Here is a 15,158-nt window from a genome sequence, read left to right as displayed (position 1 = left end):
CAAAGAACAAGCCTTTACTGGGTCAATTTTCGGTCAGTGGCAACACAGTTGAGGCCTCTGCTTAAGTTGGTGGTCGGCTAGCGTATCGATACGACTTTCAAGCCACGGTTTGCTTGAACCGCCGAGACGGACAGGCTACCAGTGGCGGCTTGTTGAATGTGGTCGCTCCACCAGTTCATCATGGGCCGTCTGCGCTCAATGTAATCCGCTTGGTTGTAGGCGCTGCGCACCTCATCCTTGTCGACGTGAGCAAGTGCTACTTCGATCAATTCGGCATCCCAGTCGCCGTGTTCATTGAGAATGGTGCTGGCCATGGAGCGCATGCCGTGGCTGACCAAGCGGTCCTGGAAGCCCATGCGTTTCAACGCCATGTTGGCAGTCTGACTGTTGGCGTGGGTGCGCGGGTTTCTATCTGCCGGGAACACGTATTCCCTGTGGCCACTGTGGGGCTTGAGCGCCTCCAGTAAGGCGAGTGCCTGTTCGGTCAGCGGGATGGTGTGCGGACGACGCTTCTTCATGCGCTCCGGCGGGATGGTCCAGATGCGTTTGTCGAAGTCGATGTCTGCCCATCGAGTGGTAGCCGCTTCGGCAGGGCGGGTCATGGTGTGCAGTTGCCATTCGATCAGGCAGCGGGTGATCCGCTTGATGCTTGCGTTCGCTAATGAGAGCTCTGGGTACGTGCCCAGCCCCATATTGATACGGTTTTTGGTTACCGGCTCGCGGTAGTTGAAGTTCCACAGCATCGAGCCATTGCTCCTGACTCGGAGCTGAAGGCCGTCACCATCGCTAAGGACGTAATCCTTGTCTTTTGCCTTGACTGCCTTGAGCTGGCGGTCGGAGAGGCGAAGGGCTGGAGCAGGCATGAGAGCTTTCTCTGACACCGTTTTGGTATTCCAAAAAATAGCACCGGATGGCTTGGAATACCATTTGGAATACCATTTGGAATACCCAAACGGCTGGAACTCAGAAAACCTCTACGGAGCCCAATAGCGCTTAAACCCTTGATTTTGCTGAATTTCAGGCACAAAAAAAGACGTCCGTGGACGTCTTTAGATGTAAAGTTGGTGGAGCCGGGGGGATGCGAATATGAGTTCTCTTATGTTCTATATTGTTCTCAACCTATTGTTTTTATTAGGTTTTACTGATGTGTTAGGTCGCTGACGTTCGCCATGGTATGTTTCAATCCGCGTTTTAGTGTGGGACTAAATGTGGTGCAAAGGAGGTGTGAGTGGCCAAGCTGACAGCGCTGAAGGTTAAGAAGCTTACTGAAAAAGGCTCTTATGAGGATGGGGATGGGTTGCGATTGGTGGTTAGGGAGAGCGGCTCAAAGTCTTGGGTGCTTCGCTATCAAGTCGGAGGCATGCGTAAAGATCTTGGTCTAGGTGGATACCCAGCAGTAGGGCTTAAGGAAGCGCGCGAAATGGCTCTCGAGCAAAAGCGTCTTGCTCGGAGTGGCATCGATCCAGTAATGAACCGAAAGGAAGAAGCTAGGCAAGCGGCTCAGCGCGCAGCGGGCGGTCGTACCTTCAAGGAGTGTGCAATCGCGTTCATCGACGGTCGAAAGCACATGTGGAAGAACGCTAAGCACGCGTGGCAGTGGTCGGACACCCTAGAGCGTTTTGCGTTTCCGATAATCGGTGACAAAGATGTTGATGCTGTAGATACAGACCAGATCCTGCAGATCCTACAGCCGATCTGGAAAACTAAAACAGAGACGGCAACTCGGGTGAGAAGCAGGATGGAAAACATTCTGGATTATGCCAAGGCTCGCGGTTACCGCGCCGGGGAAAATCCTGCTCGCTGGCGAGGCCACCTAGCAACGATTTTGCCGGCTGTACCGAAGAGTGAGCGGGTCGTGCATCACCCGGCTATGCCCTTCAGAGATATGCCCGCTTTTATCGCTAGGGTGGCAACGCAAACGGCTTTGAGCGCGAGAGCGCTGGAGTTCACGATTCATACAGCTGTAAGGACGAACGAAACGCTCGGCGCCTTGTGGGCAGAAATCGATATGGCCGAGGCAACTTGGACGATTCCGGCTACCAGAACGAAGCTAAAACGCATACATGTCGTGCCGCTAACCGCTGAGGCACTTGGAGTGCTCGCTCGCGTAAGAGGCCTAGACGCAGACTACATTTTCCCAGGTATCAAACCCGGCAAGCCATTGTCAGGAAGAACCATGAAAGCGTTACTCGTGCGAATGGGGCGAGGGGAGGCAACCGTTCATGGTTTTAGGTCGACATTCACAGACTATCTGAGCGAAGAGCATACGGTCGCAAGGGAGGTGCGAGAAATGGCGTTGGCGCATGCCATCGAGAGCAATGTTGAGGCTGCATACAGGCGGGGCAATTTACTATCAAGACGTAGGGAGGCAATGCAGCTGTGGAGCGACTATCTAACGGGGGTCAAAGCGCAGAGCGCCGAGCCTAGCGCCCCTAGCGACTCTCCATGAAATCTGCCTAATATTTCAGACGAACGGTAAATCGGCCAAATTCAAGGGTATTTGATTGGTTTTCCGATTTTATCGGTATCCTCTGCGAATACTCTTGTCAAGTAATTCTTTACGTGGGGAGGTTTTTTTTTGAGAATGCCTCCCGCCGATGTGTGGCGCCCACAAGGAGAAAGATTGATGGCTTCACTTTTGCGTATGCGAGATGTCTCCTCGAGGCTTCAGGCAGGAAAAACAAAGCTCTACAAAATGATCAAGGATGGAGAATTCCCTGCCCCAATCAAGATTGGAAGGGCGAGTCGGTGGATGGATGAAGAGGTCGAGGCTTTCATCCGCCATCGTGGTGGTCTCCGCTAAGTACATTGCTTCACTCTGCTAGGGCGATCACAGCCTTGGCTTCTAGCGGCAATACCACGACGGTATATAGCCTGCCCATCAAGTAGTCACGGAGGAAAAGTAGAACTACAAGGATTTCCTGTGCTCGATAATATTAACTTGCTTGTCGAAGTTGATTCAAAGGGAGAGTCAGATCTTGAGGCTCGACAATGTGATTTGCCACCACTTCATGTGCTCTCAATAAAGCAAATTTCACTTCTGGCTATTAATCTGGCGGCATATTTCATCGGACGCCCTATTCGCAATTACAAAGTTTGTGGTGAGTTCGTCGAGTTGATCACCGGCTTTTATAATGTGGTTATCAGGGGGAAGACGACCGCAATCGTTGATGCAAAATCTAGAGCGCGGAGCTTCTGGAGGCGTCGGCTTCAGCAGCACGCTGATATTGCCAGATTGAATTACGAAGCTAAACATCGAATTGTAGGCGGTGGTAATTCAAATGCCGAGAATTACGCTTCTAATTCTACAGTTTCAAGGGCACGCGCAAAAGCCGCCGAAACCGAAAAATTTCTATCTGGAAAAGCTGTGGTCAATATCCTCACAGGGCAGAAAATTTCGATGTATGACCTCGCTAATAAGGCAGCGGCAAATCGTTTCAACGAACTTTACTGGATTTCTAAAAACTTTGAAGCAATTGCGGAAGAGCGTGGGATGGGTTGGTTGTTTGTAACCTACACTGCACCTCCCGAATATCATCCAAATCCACTGAAGGGGAAGTGTAGTTACAATCCGGATTTGGGTGTAAAAGCGAGCCACCTATACATCGCGTCAGGTTGGTCGAGAGTCAGGGCGTTGCTAAGCAAGCGCGGTATTAAGACAGGTATTGAAAGTTATTTTGGAATTCGAATTGCGGAAACCCATAAGGATGGAGCGGTACATTGGCATATGTTGGTTTTCATTATGTCTGATGTGATGGAGTGTTTTGTTTCGACCAGTGAAGAGCAGTTCGCAACCTATGGCCAGATGAAGGTTGTACGTGGAGACCCCGCTATCGGCCGCGCTTCCAGTTACATTTTCAAATACCTCGCCAAAGGATTCGATTCTGCTGTGATTGGAGAACAAGTTGGCGAGAATGTGGTTCTTGAGGATGAAATGCGAGAATCCTCCGATCTTGCCTCAGTAAGAAATGGGGAAAGAGTTAGGGCGGCATTACAAGCGATGCGGATACGCCAGTATCAAGTGTTTGGCGTGAAGAAAGTCCTTTCGCTGATTCGCGCAATTAATAAGATTAAAAAAGAAGAGTTGCAAGCGTTACATGGTGCTTTGGGGAGAATAGTGGAAAAGCATATTTGGCGGAACGAAACAGGGCTGAAGTTCTTGCTCGAGAATCTTGACTTGATTACTAGGGTGGATGGGGATGCGCCGCTTATGGTGATTAAAGAGAAAAGCTTGAACGTTTTCGGGGAAGAGGTTTGCCGACCTGTCGGGTTGCGAATCGGAGGGGAAGTTATCAGAACAATGGGGCGGTACCAGGTTGAGAAAGCATAACTGTAGGCGGTTACAGTTATTAATATAGTTCCGAGAAGGGCGGGCGCGCTGTCCTTCTATATCAAGCCGAAATCTTGACGTTAGCCAAGTAGTGTAAGGATATGAGATATGTCGCAAACTTTTGAAGAAGCTTTGGCTGAGATCAAGGTATTTATCGCTGCGGACGGTGGAGCTTCGCATTGGTTCTCCAAAGCCTATGCGTCGTGGTATTGGGGCACGGAATATTGGAAGGTTAGCTTGGGTGGTTATGAAAGCTTGGATGGAAATAACAAAAGCCTGTTCATCAAAATGCTTGGCCTCCGCAAGTACCCAGGTTGGACGGACAGTGCCCTCCATGAGTTGGCAATGTTCGCCGTAGAAAAGTGGAACTTACTACCTTGCGAAGCTCGGTGACGGGGCAGCGTCTTTCCCTGTGATGTACGATTCTCTTATTGACCGCTCATGGTTGGAAAAAACATGGCGGTCGATAATTCTCTGCATTCCGTCCGCCCTTGCTTTTTCAGCTTCTAGCTTTGAAAGGAGGTTGGCGTTGTTTAGCCAGCTTTCCGCAACACGATGCTCACGATCCTGCAGAGCCTCATCCCTGCGCTTTAGCGCTTGTTCGGCTTCGACAATGTCCGTTTCACGTTGCCTTAACGCCTTTCCCTTTGCATCCATAGACTTCCTCTTTCGGCGCTCTAGAGTGAGTCCTAGAGTATTTGCCTCCGCGAGTGTCATTGCTTGTGACCAAGCCTCAGTTTCATGGCCCAAGGCCTTTGAGACGTAGTCTAAGGAAGTTAGTTTTGGAGCTTCGCCTGCTCTGGTTAGTGCCGTGTAGAATGCTGAAACCTTGTCATGTTTTGCTTTCGAACCCTGAATGCCTCTCAACAGGCCCCTTGGAGCGCCACAGGCTGCGTGAAAACTATCTTGCAGGCTTCGTAAAACCTTGGGCCCACCCAAAAACTCTCTGGCGCTGAGTTTTCCTTCTTTCGTCAGAGGAACCACATACGCTACAAGGTGCGGAGTTGACTCGTCTAAATGTACCACTGAACATAAAACATTAGCTGCGCCATGTCGTTGGTGCAGCCATGATAGAGCGTCCCGAAAATATCCATTGCCGAGATCGTTTAGATTGCCGCCGTGCCGCTTAAAGGCTTCAGGAGAAGCAGTAATCATATATTCGATACATAGAACTGCATCAGTGCGTCGTTTTTCTGGCAGGGAATTTTTGAAGGCTACCAGTAATTCGTCAGTTGTTTTGGCTCCTACAATCCTGTTCCGTTGTGACATCTGTGGGTTAGCATTAGGTGTGGGTTGTTCTCTAAAAGTATGCCTGGATGATCTGGAGATTGCGCCAAAACTCTTTAGCTTTTTTGTGCGGATTATAGAGTACATGGCTCTAAACTCATTTGGTTGTCGTGCGGGGTTCTGGGTTTCTTGGATGCGCTGCGGTTGATCGTCGTGCTAAGCAGGATTTCGAGCACGAGTTTAATTGTTTGCATTATCAAGTCTAAAAGCGAGGCGTCTACTTGTAAGGCGTCTTTATCATAATTTTTTCTCTTGGCCATTCCCCAATCTTCTATCTCTAACATTGCCTGCCAAGATGTTTCGGAAAATTTATCTCGATGAATTAAATAGTATTCACCACAGGGTTGTAAGCCAGGTGCCCACTTTATTATTTCGCTAACTTCTTCCTTTAATCTTGCAGGCGTAAATTCATTGCCCGCTTGTGCCCACAGGTCGGATTGATGTTTGCTCAGATATTTCATTGCGGAACACTCCTTTTTTGACAGCATATAAATATATTATGCGGATGGAGTGTATTGGCATGCAATAACATGTTGAGATGTGTAACTCACTACACATTGTTCCAATGTTACGTTCGCTCGCGCCATGCGATGGCGCATCGAAGTCGCGCCCCTTCGGACGCCCCGCCCAGGACTCGCCCTGGAGGCGAAGGGGTTGTGAGGAAACCTCACCCCCCTTCGCATAGTTTACGAGTAATCATGCGTCAAGGATGCGCTTCGCCATAATCCTCGCCCGATCCTTCGCTACGCCTCGGCTGCGGCCTGCGGTTATGTCCTTGACCCTCCGGAAGTTGTTCATCTTTCGGGATACAAACGCGCCATTGCAGCATAAATATCCAATATAGGCTCATCTTCTAATGCCGAGGGAGTAATAAGGTGGCCTACTTTATACTCTTGGCATATGCGTATTGCTTTTTCCCTGAACTCATCATCGGCAGTCGGAGATATGATTATTTTTTCAATAAGCTCTTCAAGTTCAAATGGTAGGGTATGTATGAATTTTTTCGGGTTGTGGTCGGCTAACAGTGGCTTGCTGCTTCGATCCCATGCGATTAGTCGGACTTCACGCTCAAAGCTATATGGCCTAGCTTTTGAAATAAAGGGTGTTAATTCCAGTCCCGGCGTTGTTGTTGTAAAGTGATCAATATAATCGACGTTGGAAACGATGGCATGAGACGCCTCGTTGGAATCAAATTTTCCTACTGCCTCTAGTTTCGAAATCGAACTTACCACACAGACAGAGTTTTTCCCTCCAAACAATTGCCACATGGCAACGCATTCATGGGGTGATGCGTGCCAACAATTTACATATATCCATTCGCGAGCATTTTTAAAGAACTTGACTGCTTCGTCATTATAGACGTCGCCAAAGATACTTTTGAATTCGCGGGTGCGTATGGCGCTCAGAGTTTCAGAAGTGTCATTAGGATTACCTTGGTTGGGTGCGGCTGAAGGCCACGCTCCATTGAGTGCCAGGTCTATCAAAGCCGCATCGTTCGTAAGTTCAAGGTAATCGCCAGCACTCAACCCTCCTTCAAGTTTGTCTGGGAACTCGCTCATTTTGGGGACATAGAGACTTTTTGTTCTTAATAACGATTCCAGTTTGAAGAAATCCATGTATCGCTGGATGGTTGAATTCGGTCGATTGTCATTATCCATTGTCACTTCCTATGAGGCCGCTTTGGATCTGCTCATCCTAGCTTTGAGCCTATCACGGTTCTTCGCTAGATCAGGTGATCCTGGGCACTGCTAAGCCTGCCGCATCTCCGATGGAGATGTGCGTCAGAAGGGACGAATCCTAGAAAGGGGCACGCCGCCCAGAAGAGTGAGCCGGTGAACTCAGGAGGTCGGGCTTCCGCATCGATGCTGATACGAGCTTGGGGGCGAGATCGTGAGATGGGGTGAGCGGTCGAAGAGGAAAGCTGTGGCTTGAAAGAGGAATGTGCAGTGTGGGACGAAGTGTGGGACGGTGTGGTTGGCCTTAAACCAGAAAGCCCCGGAATCTCTAACGATTCCGGGGCTTTCTGGATTTACATTTGGTGGAGCCGGGGGGATTTGAACCCCCGTCCGCCAGTACTCCGCTGTCGGTACTACATGCTTAGCCGTTTCTATTAAGTTAACCCTCAGCGACCCGAAGGGCAGGGTGCTTTGGGCGAGTTGTGTAAGTTTTAGCCGCTTCGTCCACAACGTACTGCACGGCGATCCTGTTCTATATGACAATCACTTCAGGTTTACAGGCATCCCCTAGTGATTGCTGGACCCGAAGGTACCAGGAGGATGGCTAAGGCAGCTTACGCTGCGAGAGCTTGACCCTCGTAGGTTTCGTCATTGGCAACTATAAGTAGTTGCAACAGTGGATTTACGAGTTCTGTTACCAACTCGGCATGCACCTAGAGTTTCGCAACCAGCGTCGAATCCTAAACGGCCCCGATGCTTGCTGGCCTTAACCAGCAAGCTGCGCAGTCTACGCCAATTCGGCGCAGAAGGCCAACCTCAAGGGCTTACTTACCTTCGCCGCCCTTGGTGAGGTCTTGTAGCCGCTGCAAGACTTGGGTGGTCGTCGCGATGCAATCTTCAGTTTTGCCAGCAGCCTGTTCAGTTTTGGCCTTTTGGATCTCATCTTTCAGGTTGGTGTCTGTGTTCTCGCTGGTGGCAACCAGGGTTGCCATCGTGTCGTCGATTTTTTGAAGGTTGATCTGGCAGAGGTCTTCTGCCGCAAACACAGGGGAGGCCAACAGCGAAGCGCAAACAATCAGACCAGCCAGAGCGGTACGTTTCATAGGGGAAAGCTCCTTGTGCACAGTTAGGCCCGGTGGCTCCGGGCTCGGTTTTATGCCCGAACGTAAGGACGTTAAGCCAATTGACTATAGCCGTGCTCTGAAGTTCTGCCTGTATTTAGCCAGTATTGAAGGATTTTTTTTGTGCCCAAAAAGAGGGCGTTTTTAGCCGGTTCGTAGGCCCGATCCCTTTCATTCTTATGAAACTTCCTAGAAACTCTCGTTCGCTTGCGCCTGTCCAGTCCGGGGCATAGTCTCGGCCCATCGCTGCAAAACAGCGGTTGGGTTTAGTAGCCCGACGATGTGAATTTGGCGCAAGGCGCCACCTCCGCAAGGCGCTTTTTTACGGCCTGCGTTTTATGGTGGCCGTGCGCAGGGCGCCTTCGAGCGCGCCGGTTTTGCCAAATTCACCGGTCTACTAACCTGCGTACGGCTGCCACCCCATCGTTTAGTAGCGACAGGTGACAGCTCCTTTAATGAAATTGGAGTTGTGCTCATGAACAAGATTGTCCCTGATCCGCCTGTTTTAACCCCGCTTGTTGCTGCTCAGTGTGATGCCGTGTCGTTGGACCGTGCAGCCACCGAACGCGCCCTCAATTACTACTTGCAAGACCATAAGTCTCCACGGCACGTGGATCAGGCCACGTATGCCATCCCGGACAGTGTCAATTTAGAAGCGGCTTTGGCCCAAGCGTCAGACTTGTTGCGCTGCGCGGGTGCTTCGGCGAGTGAGGCGGGGAATGGTTTAAGCGGGCATGCGCGCAGTTTGGTGTTGTCGAGCATGCACTTGGTGGAGCTGGCCAAGGCGTATGTGGATAAGTCGCTGGATGGGTTGACGACGCACTAGAGCAGCACGCGCCTGAGTGCAAGCAGGCGCGTTTTCAGGTTTGAAGATTAACGTCAAAAGATCGCGAGGCAAGCTTGCTCCTTCAGCCTAAGTTGCTGCCGAGACACATCGCAGTCTGCGGCAGCCCCTACGCGGGATCGCGATTTTGGTAGGTCAAAGATTACGGGCGGTGCTGACGCGGTCTACCAGGTAGACGAGGCCGTGATAGTCGATACCGCCATGCTGGCTCAGGCCGATTTCACACGTGCGGCTGGTCGATATTCCTTCGCTGCAATACTGCACGGCGTCTTTTAAGGTGCGCAGTGAATGGGCGTTCAGTTCGGGGGTGGTAAAGCCTTTGTCACCCGCAAAGCCGCAGCAATGTATCCCTTCGGGTATCACTACTTGGGTGCTGCACAATCGTGCAATGTCGATCAGCGCCTGGCTTTCGCCCAAGTGCTGTGTGCTGCAGGTGACGTGCACGGCGATGGGGGCGGTTTGTGGGGTGAAGTTCAACTTATCCACAAGGTGGGTGCGGATGAAGCGCACCGGGTCGTAGAGGTCGAGGCGGGTTTCGCCCAGGTCCTGGACCAGGCGCAGGGTGCAGGGGCTGGTGTCGCAGTAAATCGGGTCGATCCCGCCACGGCTGGCGTGCAGCAAGGCGCCGATGAGTTCCTGGCGTTTGTGTTCGGCTTGTTCGTTATAGCCTTTGGAGGCAAACGGCTGGCCACAGCACAGGCTGTCCATGTTCTCGGGGAAGACCACTTGGTAACCGGCTTTTTCCAGCAGATTGCGGGTTTTGTCGAGCAGTGAGGTTTGTTCTTTGTCGCCCGCAGCCGGGCCCATGACGCGTGACACGCAAGCCGCCAGATAGACCACGCGCGGGCGTGCATCTTTGACTGGCGGGCTGAAGCGAATTGCGCGCTCGGGTTGCGGCATGGCGTTGGTCCAGAGCGGCACGCGGCCTTTGCTGGCTTTGGTCAACGCGGCGGACATTTTGCCCAGGCGCGGCGCGCCCAGCAGGATGCGCGCACCATTGGCTACATGCAGGGTGAAGCGCGCGCCTTGCAGCGTGGTTGCAAAGTGGTTGCCCAGCAGGTCGGCGGCTTTGACGTGAGTGGCGTTTTGCGCACGCAGTTTTTTCACCAGTTCGCCGGTGTTGATGCCCACCGGGCACCGTTGGGCGCACAAGCCGGTGGCGGCGCAGGTGTCGATGCCTTGGTAGGCGTAGGCTTTTTCCAGTTCGCGGGTGTCGACCCCGGCGCGTTTTCTGGCCTGGATGTCACGCCAGATCACGATCCGTTGCCGCGGGCTGAGCGTCAGGCCTTTTGATGGGCATACGGGCTCACAAAAACCGCACTCGATGCACTTATCCACAATCTCGTCGGCGGCCGGCATCGGCTTGAGGTGTTTGAGGTGGATGTGCGGGTCTTCGCTGAGTACCACGTCGGGGTTGAGAATGCCTTGCGGGTCCAGCAAACGCTTGAGTTTCCACATTAACTGGTAGGCGTCGCTGCCCCATTCCAGCTCAACAAAGGGTGCCATGTTGCGACCGGTGCCGTGTTCGGCTTTGAGCGAGCCGCCAAATTCCACGGCGATCAGTTGCGCCACGTCGTCCATAAAGGCTTCGTAGCGGGCGACTTCTTCGGGGTTGTTGAAGCCTTGGGTGAAGACAAAGTGCAGGTTGCCTTCCAGGGCGTGGCCGAACAGGATCGCTTCGTCGTAGTGGTGTTTGTCAAACAGCTCGATCAGGCGGTTTACTCCGATGGCCAGTTGCTCGACCGGGAACGTTACGTCTTCGATGATGACGGTGGTCCCGGTTTTACGCACCGCGCCAACAGCCGGGAAAGTGTCTTTACGAATGGCCCAGAGCTTGGCGTTTTCACCGGGGTTTTCGGTGAAGTCGACTTGCTTCTCGACCGCAAAGTCTGCGAGCGACGCCATGATCTGCGCCAGTTGTTCGTGCAGCAGGGTTTGGCTGGCCGCGCGGGATTCGATCAACAGGGCGCAGGCATTGTCAGACAGTTCTTTGACGAACGCGGGCATGCCGGGTTTGTCTTGCACTGAGCGCAGGCTGCGGCGATCGAGCAGTTCAACGGCGGACACGGGTTGGCTTTTAAGCACGGTAACCGCGTTGCAGCAGGTTTCTACGTCAGGGAAGACGATCAGCGCCGAGGCTTTGTTGGGGTGGTCGACCACGGTGTCGTAGGTCACCGAGCTGATAAAGCCCAGTGTGCCTTCACTGCCGACCAGCAGGTGGCTGAGGATATCCAGCGGGTCATCAAAATCGACCAGGGCGTTGAGCGACAAGCCGGTGGTGTTTTTCAGACGGTATTTGTGGCGGATTTTTGCAGCCAGTTCAGCATTGGCGCGGGTCTCGCGGGCCAATGTCGCCAGTTGTTCCAACATGGGGCCGTGGCTTTGACGGAAGGCGGCGATGTTGGCCGTGTCTTCGGTGTCCACCCGGGTGCCGTCAGCCAGGACCACGCGGATACCGGCCAGGGTGTGGTAGGTGTTTTGCGCCGTGCCGCAGCACATGCCGCTGGCGTTGTTGGCGACGATGCCGCCGATTTTGCAGGCGTTGATCGAGGCCGGGTCGGGGCCGATCTTGCGCCCGAACGGCGCCAGCCAGGCGTTGGCCTGGGCGCCGATCACGCCCGGTTGCAGGCGGATTTGCGCACCTTGTTCGCGAATGACTTTGCCGTTCCAGTTGTCACCGAGCACGATCAGCACTGAATCGCTGATGGCTTGGCCCGACAGGCTGGTGCCCGCCGCGCGGAAGGTGACGGGCACTTGGTCGCGACGGGCCATGCGCAGCAGTTCGACCACTTCGTCTTCGGATTCGACACGGATCACCAGCTTGGGGATCAGTCGATAAAAGCTGGCGTCGGTGCCGAAGGCCAGGGTGGAGAGTGGGTCGGTGAAGCGACGGTCTTGGGGTATCAACCGTTCGGCATCACGGGTAAACGCGACAGGCAGGCTCATGCATCCTCCAGAATCAATACCACCAGGTCTTTCGGACCGTGGGCGCCATAGGCCAATACTTGTTCAATGTCGGCTGTCTTGGACGGGCCGGAAACCAGCAGGGCGTTGGTCGGCATGCCGGCGGCCCAGTTCATTTCGCGTTGTACTTGATAGAAGTTGTCGCGGATCTGGCTGGCCTTGAGCAGCGCGAAATGTACCGGCGGCACCAGGCTCATGAGGCGTGGTTCTTCAGGGGTGGGCCACATGATCAGGCTGCCGGTCGCAGCAATTGCACCCAAGGTTGTGGTGAAGCTGGCCGGGGTGTCGTTGAACAGTTCGGCTTTCCATTCCTCTACCGGGCGATCGTAGGCTTTGAGGGTGGGCAGCGTGGGGTTTTGTGCCCAATGTGCCGTCACTCTCTGCCCATGCGGCGTAGTGGGGGCAATCAACAGGCTTGGTAATTGGCGATCACTGACTAATTGTGCCAACAGGGCGGGCCAATCGTGTTCGGTGGTGAGGTGGATTTCGGTGTGCACGGCTTCCATCAACGTGCGCAGTTGCGCAATGCGTTGTTCCGGGGGGTAAGTCCACGGCTCGGTCACCAGTACTTCGTCGAAGTTGTCAGGCACGGGTGTGGTGCCTGTCAGACTGTGACGCAGTTTATTGAGGATATTTTGCTTGGCGCTCATTGCGAGCCTCCCGACTTTTTCGCCATGTGTTCGCGGGCCATGTCGTGCAGCGAACGGGCGGCGGGTTTGGGGGCGCTGTGGTTTTGTGTCCACGGGCCTACGTTGTTAGGCGTCAGCCCGCGCAGGCGGGTAGCGGCTTTGATGAACACGCGGTAGAGCGCGGGCGAGCTGTTGAGCTTGGCCCACATGTTCCAGAGGAGGCGCTCTTTGCGTGAGTACTTGCTGCCTTGGCCGCGCATGATGCGGGGCACGGAGTCAGGCGACTTAACGTTCTCTTCGCGTAGGCGACGCAACAACGCCGGGATCGGAATTTTTACCGGGCACACTTCGCCACAGGCACCGCATAGCGACGACGCGCTGGGGTGATCCGGGACTTTGCCCAGGCCGACCATGTGCGGGGTGATGATTGCGCCAATCGGGCCGGGGTACACCTCGCCGTAGGTATGACCGCCGACGCGGGTGTAGACCGGGCAGTGGTTCATGCAGGCACCGCAGCGAATGCAGTTGAGGGTCTGGCGCAGTTCGCTGTCAGCAAACGCTTGGCTACGGCCGTTGTCGAGCAAGACCAGGTGCACTTCTTCGGGGCCGTCGAGTTCGTCGGGCTTGCGCGGGCTGGAGATCATGTTGACGTAGGTGGTGATCGGCTGGCCGAGGGCCGAGCGGGTCAGCAATGACACCAGTGGCACTACGTCGCGCAGGTTTTCCACAACCTTTTCGATCCCGGTGACGGCGATGTGCACGGGTGGCACGGTGGTCGACATCCGGCCGTTGCCTTCGTTTTCGACCAGCAGCAAGGTGCCGGTCTCGGCCACGGCGAAGTTGACGCCGGACACGCCGATGTCCGCTTCAAAGAATTTCTGGCGCAGCACGCGACGACCGATCTGGATCAGTTGGTCAACGTCTTTGGTGTATTCCACGCCCAACTTGTCGTGAAACAGGTCAGCCACTTGCCCGGCGTTCTTGTGGATTGCGGGCATGATGATGTGGGACGGTTTTTCGTTGTCGAGTTGAACGATGTACTCGCCCATGTCGGACTCAAGGCATTCGATGCCTTGTGCGCCGAGCACGTGGTTCATCTCCATCTCTTCGCTGACCATCGATTTGCCTTTGATGACTTGCTTGGCGGCGCGGCGGCGGGCAATCGACAGTACGATGTCGTTGGCCTGCTCGACGGTTTCAGCCCAGTGCACTTGTACCCCTTTGCGGGTCAGGTTGGCTTCGAGGCGTTCGAGCAGATCAGGGAGTTTGGACAGGGCGCGCGCGCGGATTGCGTTGCCCAGGGCGCGTAAATGCTCGCGTTCGTGAGCATTGCTAAAGGACACCGCGCGCTTGGTCATCAGCGAGTCCATGGCGGTGCGAAAGTTGTTTCGCAGTTGTTTGTCTGCCAGGGCCTCATGGGCGCGCTCGCGGAAGTCTTCTTCAATGGCGACGGCCGGTATCAGTGTGCTGGCGCTCATCGCCCACCTCCTGTGCGCTGCCACAGGAAACTGGCCAGATGTTGGCCGCGCAGGGCTTTTTGCTGTTTTTCGAGCGAGCCGTTGATGTTCATCAGGCAGCCGCAGTCGGCGGTCAGGACTTGGTGCGCGCCGGTTTCAATCAGGGCGCGGGTCTTGTCGATGACCATGGCGCCAGAAATATCTGGCATGCGCACGCTGAACGTCCCACCGAAACCACAGCATTCGCTTTCATGACTGTGGTCGATGCGCTCGACATTGCCCAGTTGCGCGAGCATTTCGCGACCGTGCAGGTGGGTGTTCATTTCACGGCGGGCAGAGCAGGACGTGTGCAAGGCGACTTTGATCGGGGCGCCGTGGTCCTTGAACTGTACCTTGCACACGAACAGCAGGAACTCGGTGAGTTCATAGGTGCGTTCGGACAGGGCGTGGACCTTTTTCAAGGTGTGCGGCTCGTCTTTGAACAGGTCTTCGTAGTGTTCGCGCAGCATGCCGGCGCAGGAGCCGGAAGGCACGACCACGGGGTAATCGTCGGCAAACAGCGCCAATTGTGCGCGGGCCACGGCGCGGGCCTGGTCGGTGTAGCCCGAGGTGTAGGCCGGTTGGCCGCAGCAGCTTTGGCCTTGCGGGTAGTCCACCTCGATACCTTCGCGTTCGATCAGGTGAATGGCGTCCATCCCGGCTTCGGGAAAGAACAGATCGACGACACAGGTGCCGAACAGATAGACCTTGCGCGGTTTTTGCACCGGGTAGTGGCGCGGGACAGGAAGGGGCGCAGCGACACGGGTCGCGTTGGGCACGGCATTGTAAAAAAGCTCGCTCATCAGGCGTC

Annotated in this window: 14 protein-coding genes and 1 other RNA gene; 5 read left to right on the top strand and 10 right to left on the bottom strand. The window is 54.3% G+C overall.

The window, feature by feature from the left end:
• Nucleotides 1-77: 77 nt before the first annotated feature.
• Nucleotides 78-863, bottom strand: coding sequence for a tyrosine-type recombinase/integrase (locus NTD86_RS04845; RefSeq protein WP_262201038.1), 786 nt, complete (start codon nucleotides 861-863; stop codon nucleotides 78-80).
• Between the two features lie 365 nt (nucleotides 864-1,228).
• On the opposite strand from NTD86_RS04845, the gene NTD86_RS04840 reads away from it, so the two are divergent.
• From NTD86_RS04840 to NTD86_RS04830, 4 genes are all read left to right on the top strand, one after another.
• Nucleotides 1,229-2,449: a tyrosine-type recombinase/integrase gene (locus tag NTD86_RS04840; RefSeq protein WP_262201037.1), complete on the top strand. Its 1,221-nt coding sequence runs from the start codon at nucleotides 1,229-1,231 to the stop codon at nucleotides 2,447-2,449.
• Nucleotides 2,450-2,584: 135 nt separating this feature from the next.
• Entirely contained in the window at nucleotides 2,585-2,803 is a 219-nt protein-coding gene (locus tag NTD86_RS24310; RefSeq protein WP_410016950.1) for a helix-turn-helix transcriptional regulator, read from the top strand.
• Between the two features lie 120 nt (nucleotides 2,804-2,923).
• Nucleotides 2,924-4,330, top strand: coding sequence for a replication endonuclease (locus tag NTD86_RS04835; RefSeq protein WP_262201035.1), 1,407 nt, complete (start codon nucleotides 2,924-2,926; stop codon nucleotides 4,328-4,330).
• Nucleotides 4,331-4,438: 108 nt separating this feature from the next.
• Complete coding sequence (locus NTD86_RS04830; RefSeq protein ID WP_262201034.1) at nucleotides 4,439-4,723, top strand: hypothetical protein; 285 nt, start codon at nucleotides 4,439-4,441, stop codon at nucleotides 4,721-4,723.
• Here the strand turns inward: NTD86_RS04830 and mobV are convergent.
• The 5 genes from mobV to NTD86_RS04805 form a co-directional block, all read right to left on the bottom strand.
• The gene (gene mobV, locus NTD86_RS04825; protein ID WP_262201033.1) at nucleotides 4,703-5,704 is read right to left on the bottom strand and encodes a MobV family relaxase; all 1,002 of its coding nucleotides are present in this window, start codon (nucleotides 5,702-5,704) and stop codon (nucleotides 4,703-4,705) included. The two genes, NTD86_RS04830 and mobV, sit on opposite strands and share 21 nt — an antisense overlap.
• The gene (locus tag NTD86_RS04820; RefSeq protein ID WP_262201032.1) at nucleotides 5,692-6,078 is read right to left on the bottom strand and encodes a hypothetical protein; all 387 of its coding nucleotides are present in this window, start codon (nucleotides 6,076-6,078) and stop codon (nucleotides 5,692-5,694) included. The genes mobV and NTD86_RS04820 overlap by 13 nt, the downstream gene beginning before the upstream one ends.
• 333 nt (nucleotides 6,079-6,411) lie before the next feature.
• Nucleotides 6,412-7,275: a hypothetical protein gene (locus NTD86_RS04815; protein WP_262201031.1), complete on the bottom strand. Its 864-nt coding sequence runs from the start codon at nucleotides 7,273-7,275 to the stop codon at nucleotides 6,412-6,414.
• Nucleotides 7,276-7,653: 378 nt separating this feature from the next.
• Nucleotides 7,654-8,045, bottom strand: a transfer-messenger RNA (tmRNA) gene (ssrA, locus tag NTD86_RS04810).
• A 72-nt stretch (nucleotides 8,046-8,117) separates the two neighbouring features.
• Nucleotides 8,118-8,396 (bottom strand): hypothetical protein, encoded by a 279-nt coding sequence (locus NTD86_RS04805; protein ID WP_262201030.1) that lies wholly within the window; start codon nucleotides 8,394-8,396, stop codon nucleotides 8,118-8,120.
• A gap of 493 nt (nucleotides 8,397-8,889) precedes the next feature.
• Here NTD86_RS04805 and NTD86_RS04800 point away from each other — a divergent pair, with 493 nt between their 5' ends.
• The gene (locus NTD86_RS04800; RefSeq protein ID WP_262201029.1) at nucleotides 8,890-9,240 is read left to right on the top strand and encodes a DUF6124 family protein; all 351 of its coding nucleotides are present in this window, start codon (nucleotides 8,890-8,892) and stop codon (nucleotides 9,238-9,240) included.
• A gap of 153 nt (nucleotides 9,241-9,393) precedes the next feature.
• On the opposite strand, the gene NTD86_RS04795 is transcribed toward NTD86_RS04800, so the two are convergent.
• From NTD86_RS04795 to NTD86_RS04780, 4 genes are read right to left on the bottom strand one after another with little or no spacing between them, the layout of a single operon-like run.
• The gene (locus tag NTD86_RS04795; protein ID WP_262201028.1) at nucleotides 9,394-12,204 is read right to left on the bottom strand and encodes an FAD-binding and (Fe-S)-binding domain-containing protein; all 2,811 of its coding nucleotides are present in this window, start codon (nucleotides 12,202-12,204) and stop codon (nucleotides 9,394-9,396) included.
• Nucleotides 12,201-12,872: a lactate utilization protein C gene (locus NTD86_RS04790; protein WP_262201026.1), complete on the bottom strand. Its 672-nt coding sequence runs from the start codon at nucleotides 12,870-12,872 to the stop codon at nucleotides 12,201-12,203. The genes NTD86_RS04795 and NTD86_RS04790 overlap by 4 nt, the downstream gene beginning before the upstream one ends.
• A complete protein-coding gene (locus NTD86_RS04785; protein ID WP_262201025.1) occupies nucleotides 12,869-14,329 on the bottom strand; it encodes a LutB/LldF family L-lactate oxidation iron-sulfur protein in 1,461 nt (486 codons plus the stop codon). The genes NTD86_RS04790 and NTD86_RS04785 overlap by 4 nt, the downstream gene beginning before the upstream one ends.
• Nucleotides 14,326-15,150 (bottom strand): (Fe-S)-binding protein, encoded by an 825-nt coding sequence (locus NTD86_RS04780; protein ID WP_262201024.1) that lies wholly within the window; start codon nucleotides 15,148-15,150, stop codon nucleotides 14,326-14,328. The genes NTD86_RS04785 and NTD86_RS04780 overlap by 4 nt, the downstream gene beginning before the upstream one ends.
• Between the last annotated feature and the right edge of the window lie 8 nt (nucleotides 15,151-15,158).

The sequence above is a fragment of the Pseudomonas sp. 7P_10.2_Bac1 genome (assembly GCF_025465935.1).
In the GTDB taxonomy this organism is placed as follows: Bacteria; Pseudomonadota; Gammaproteobacteria; order Pseudomonadales; family Pseudomonadaceae; genus Aquipseudomonas.
This window is presented reverse-complemented; position numbering and strand designations above follow the sequence as displayed.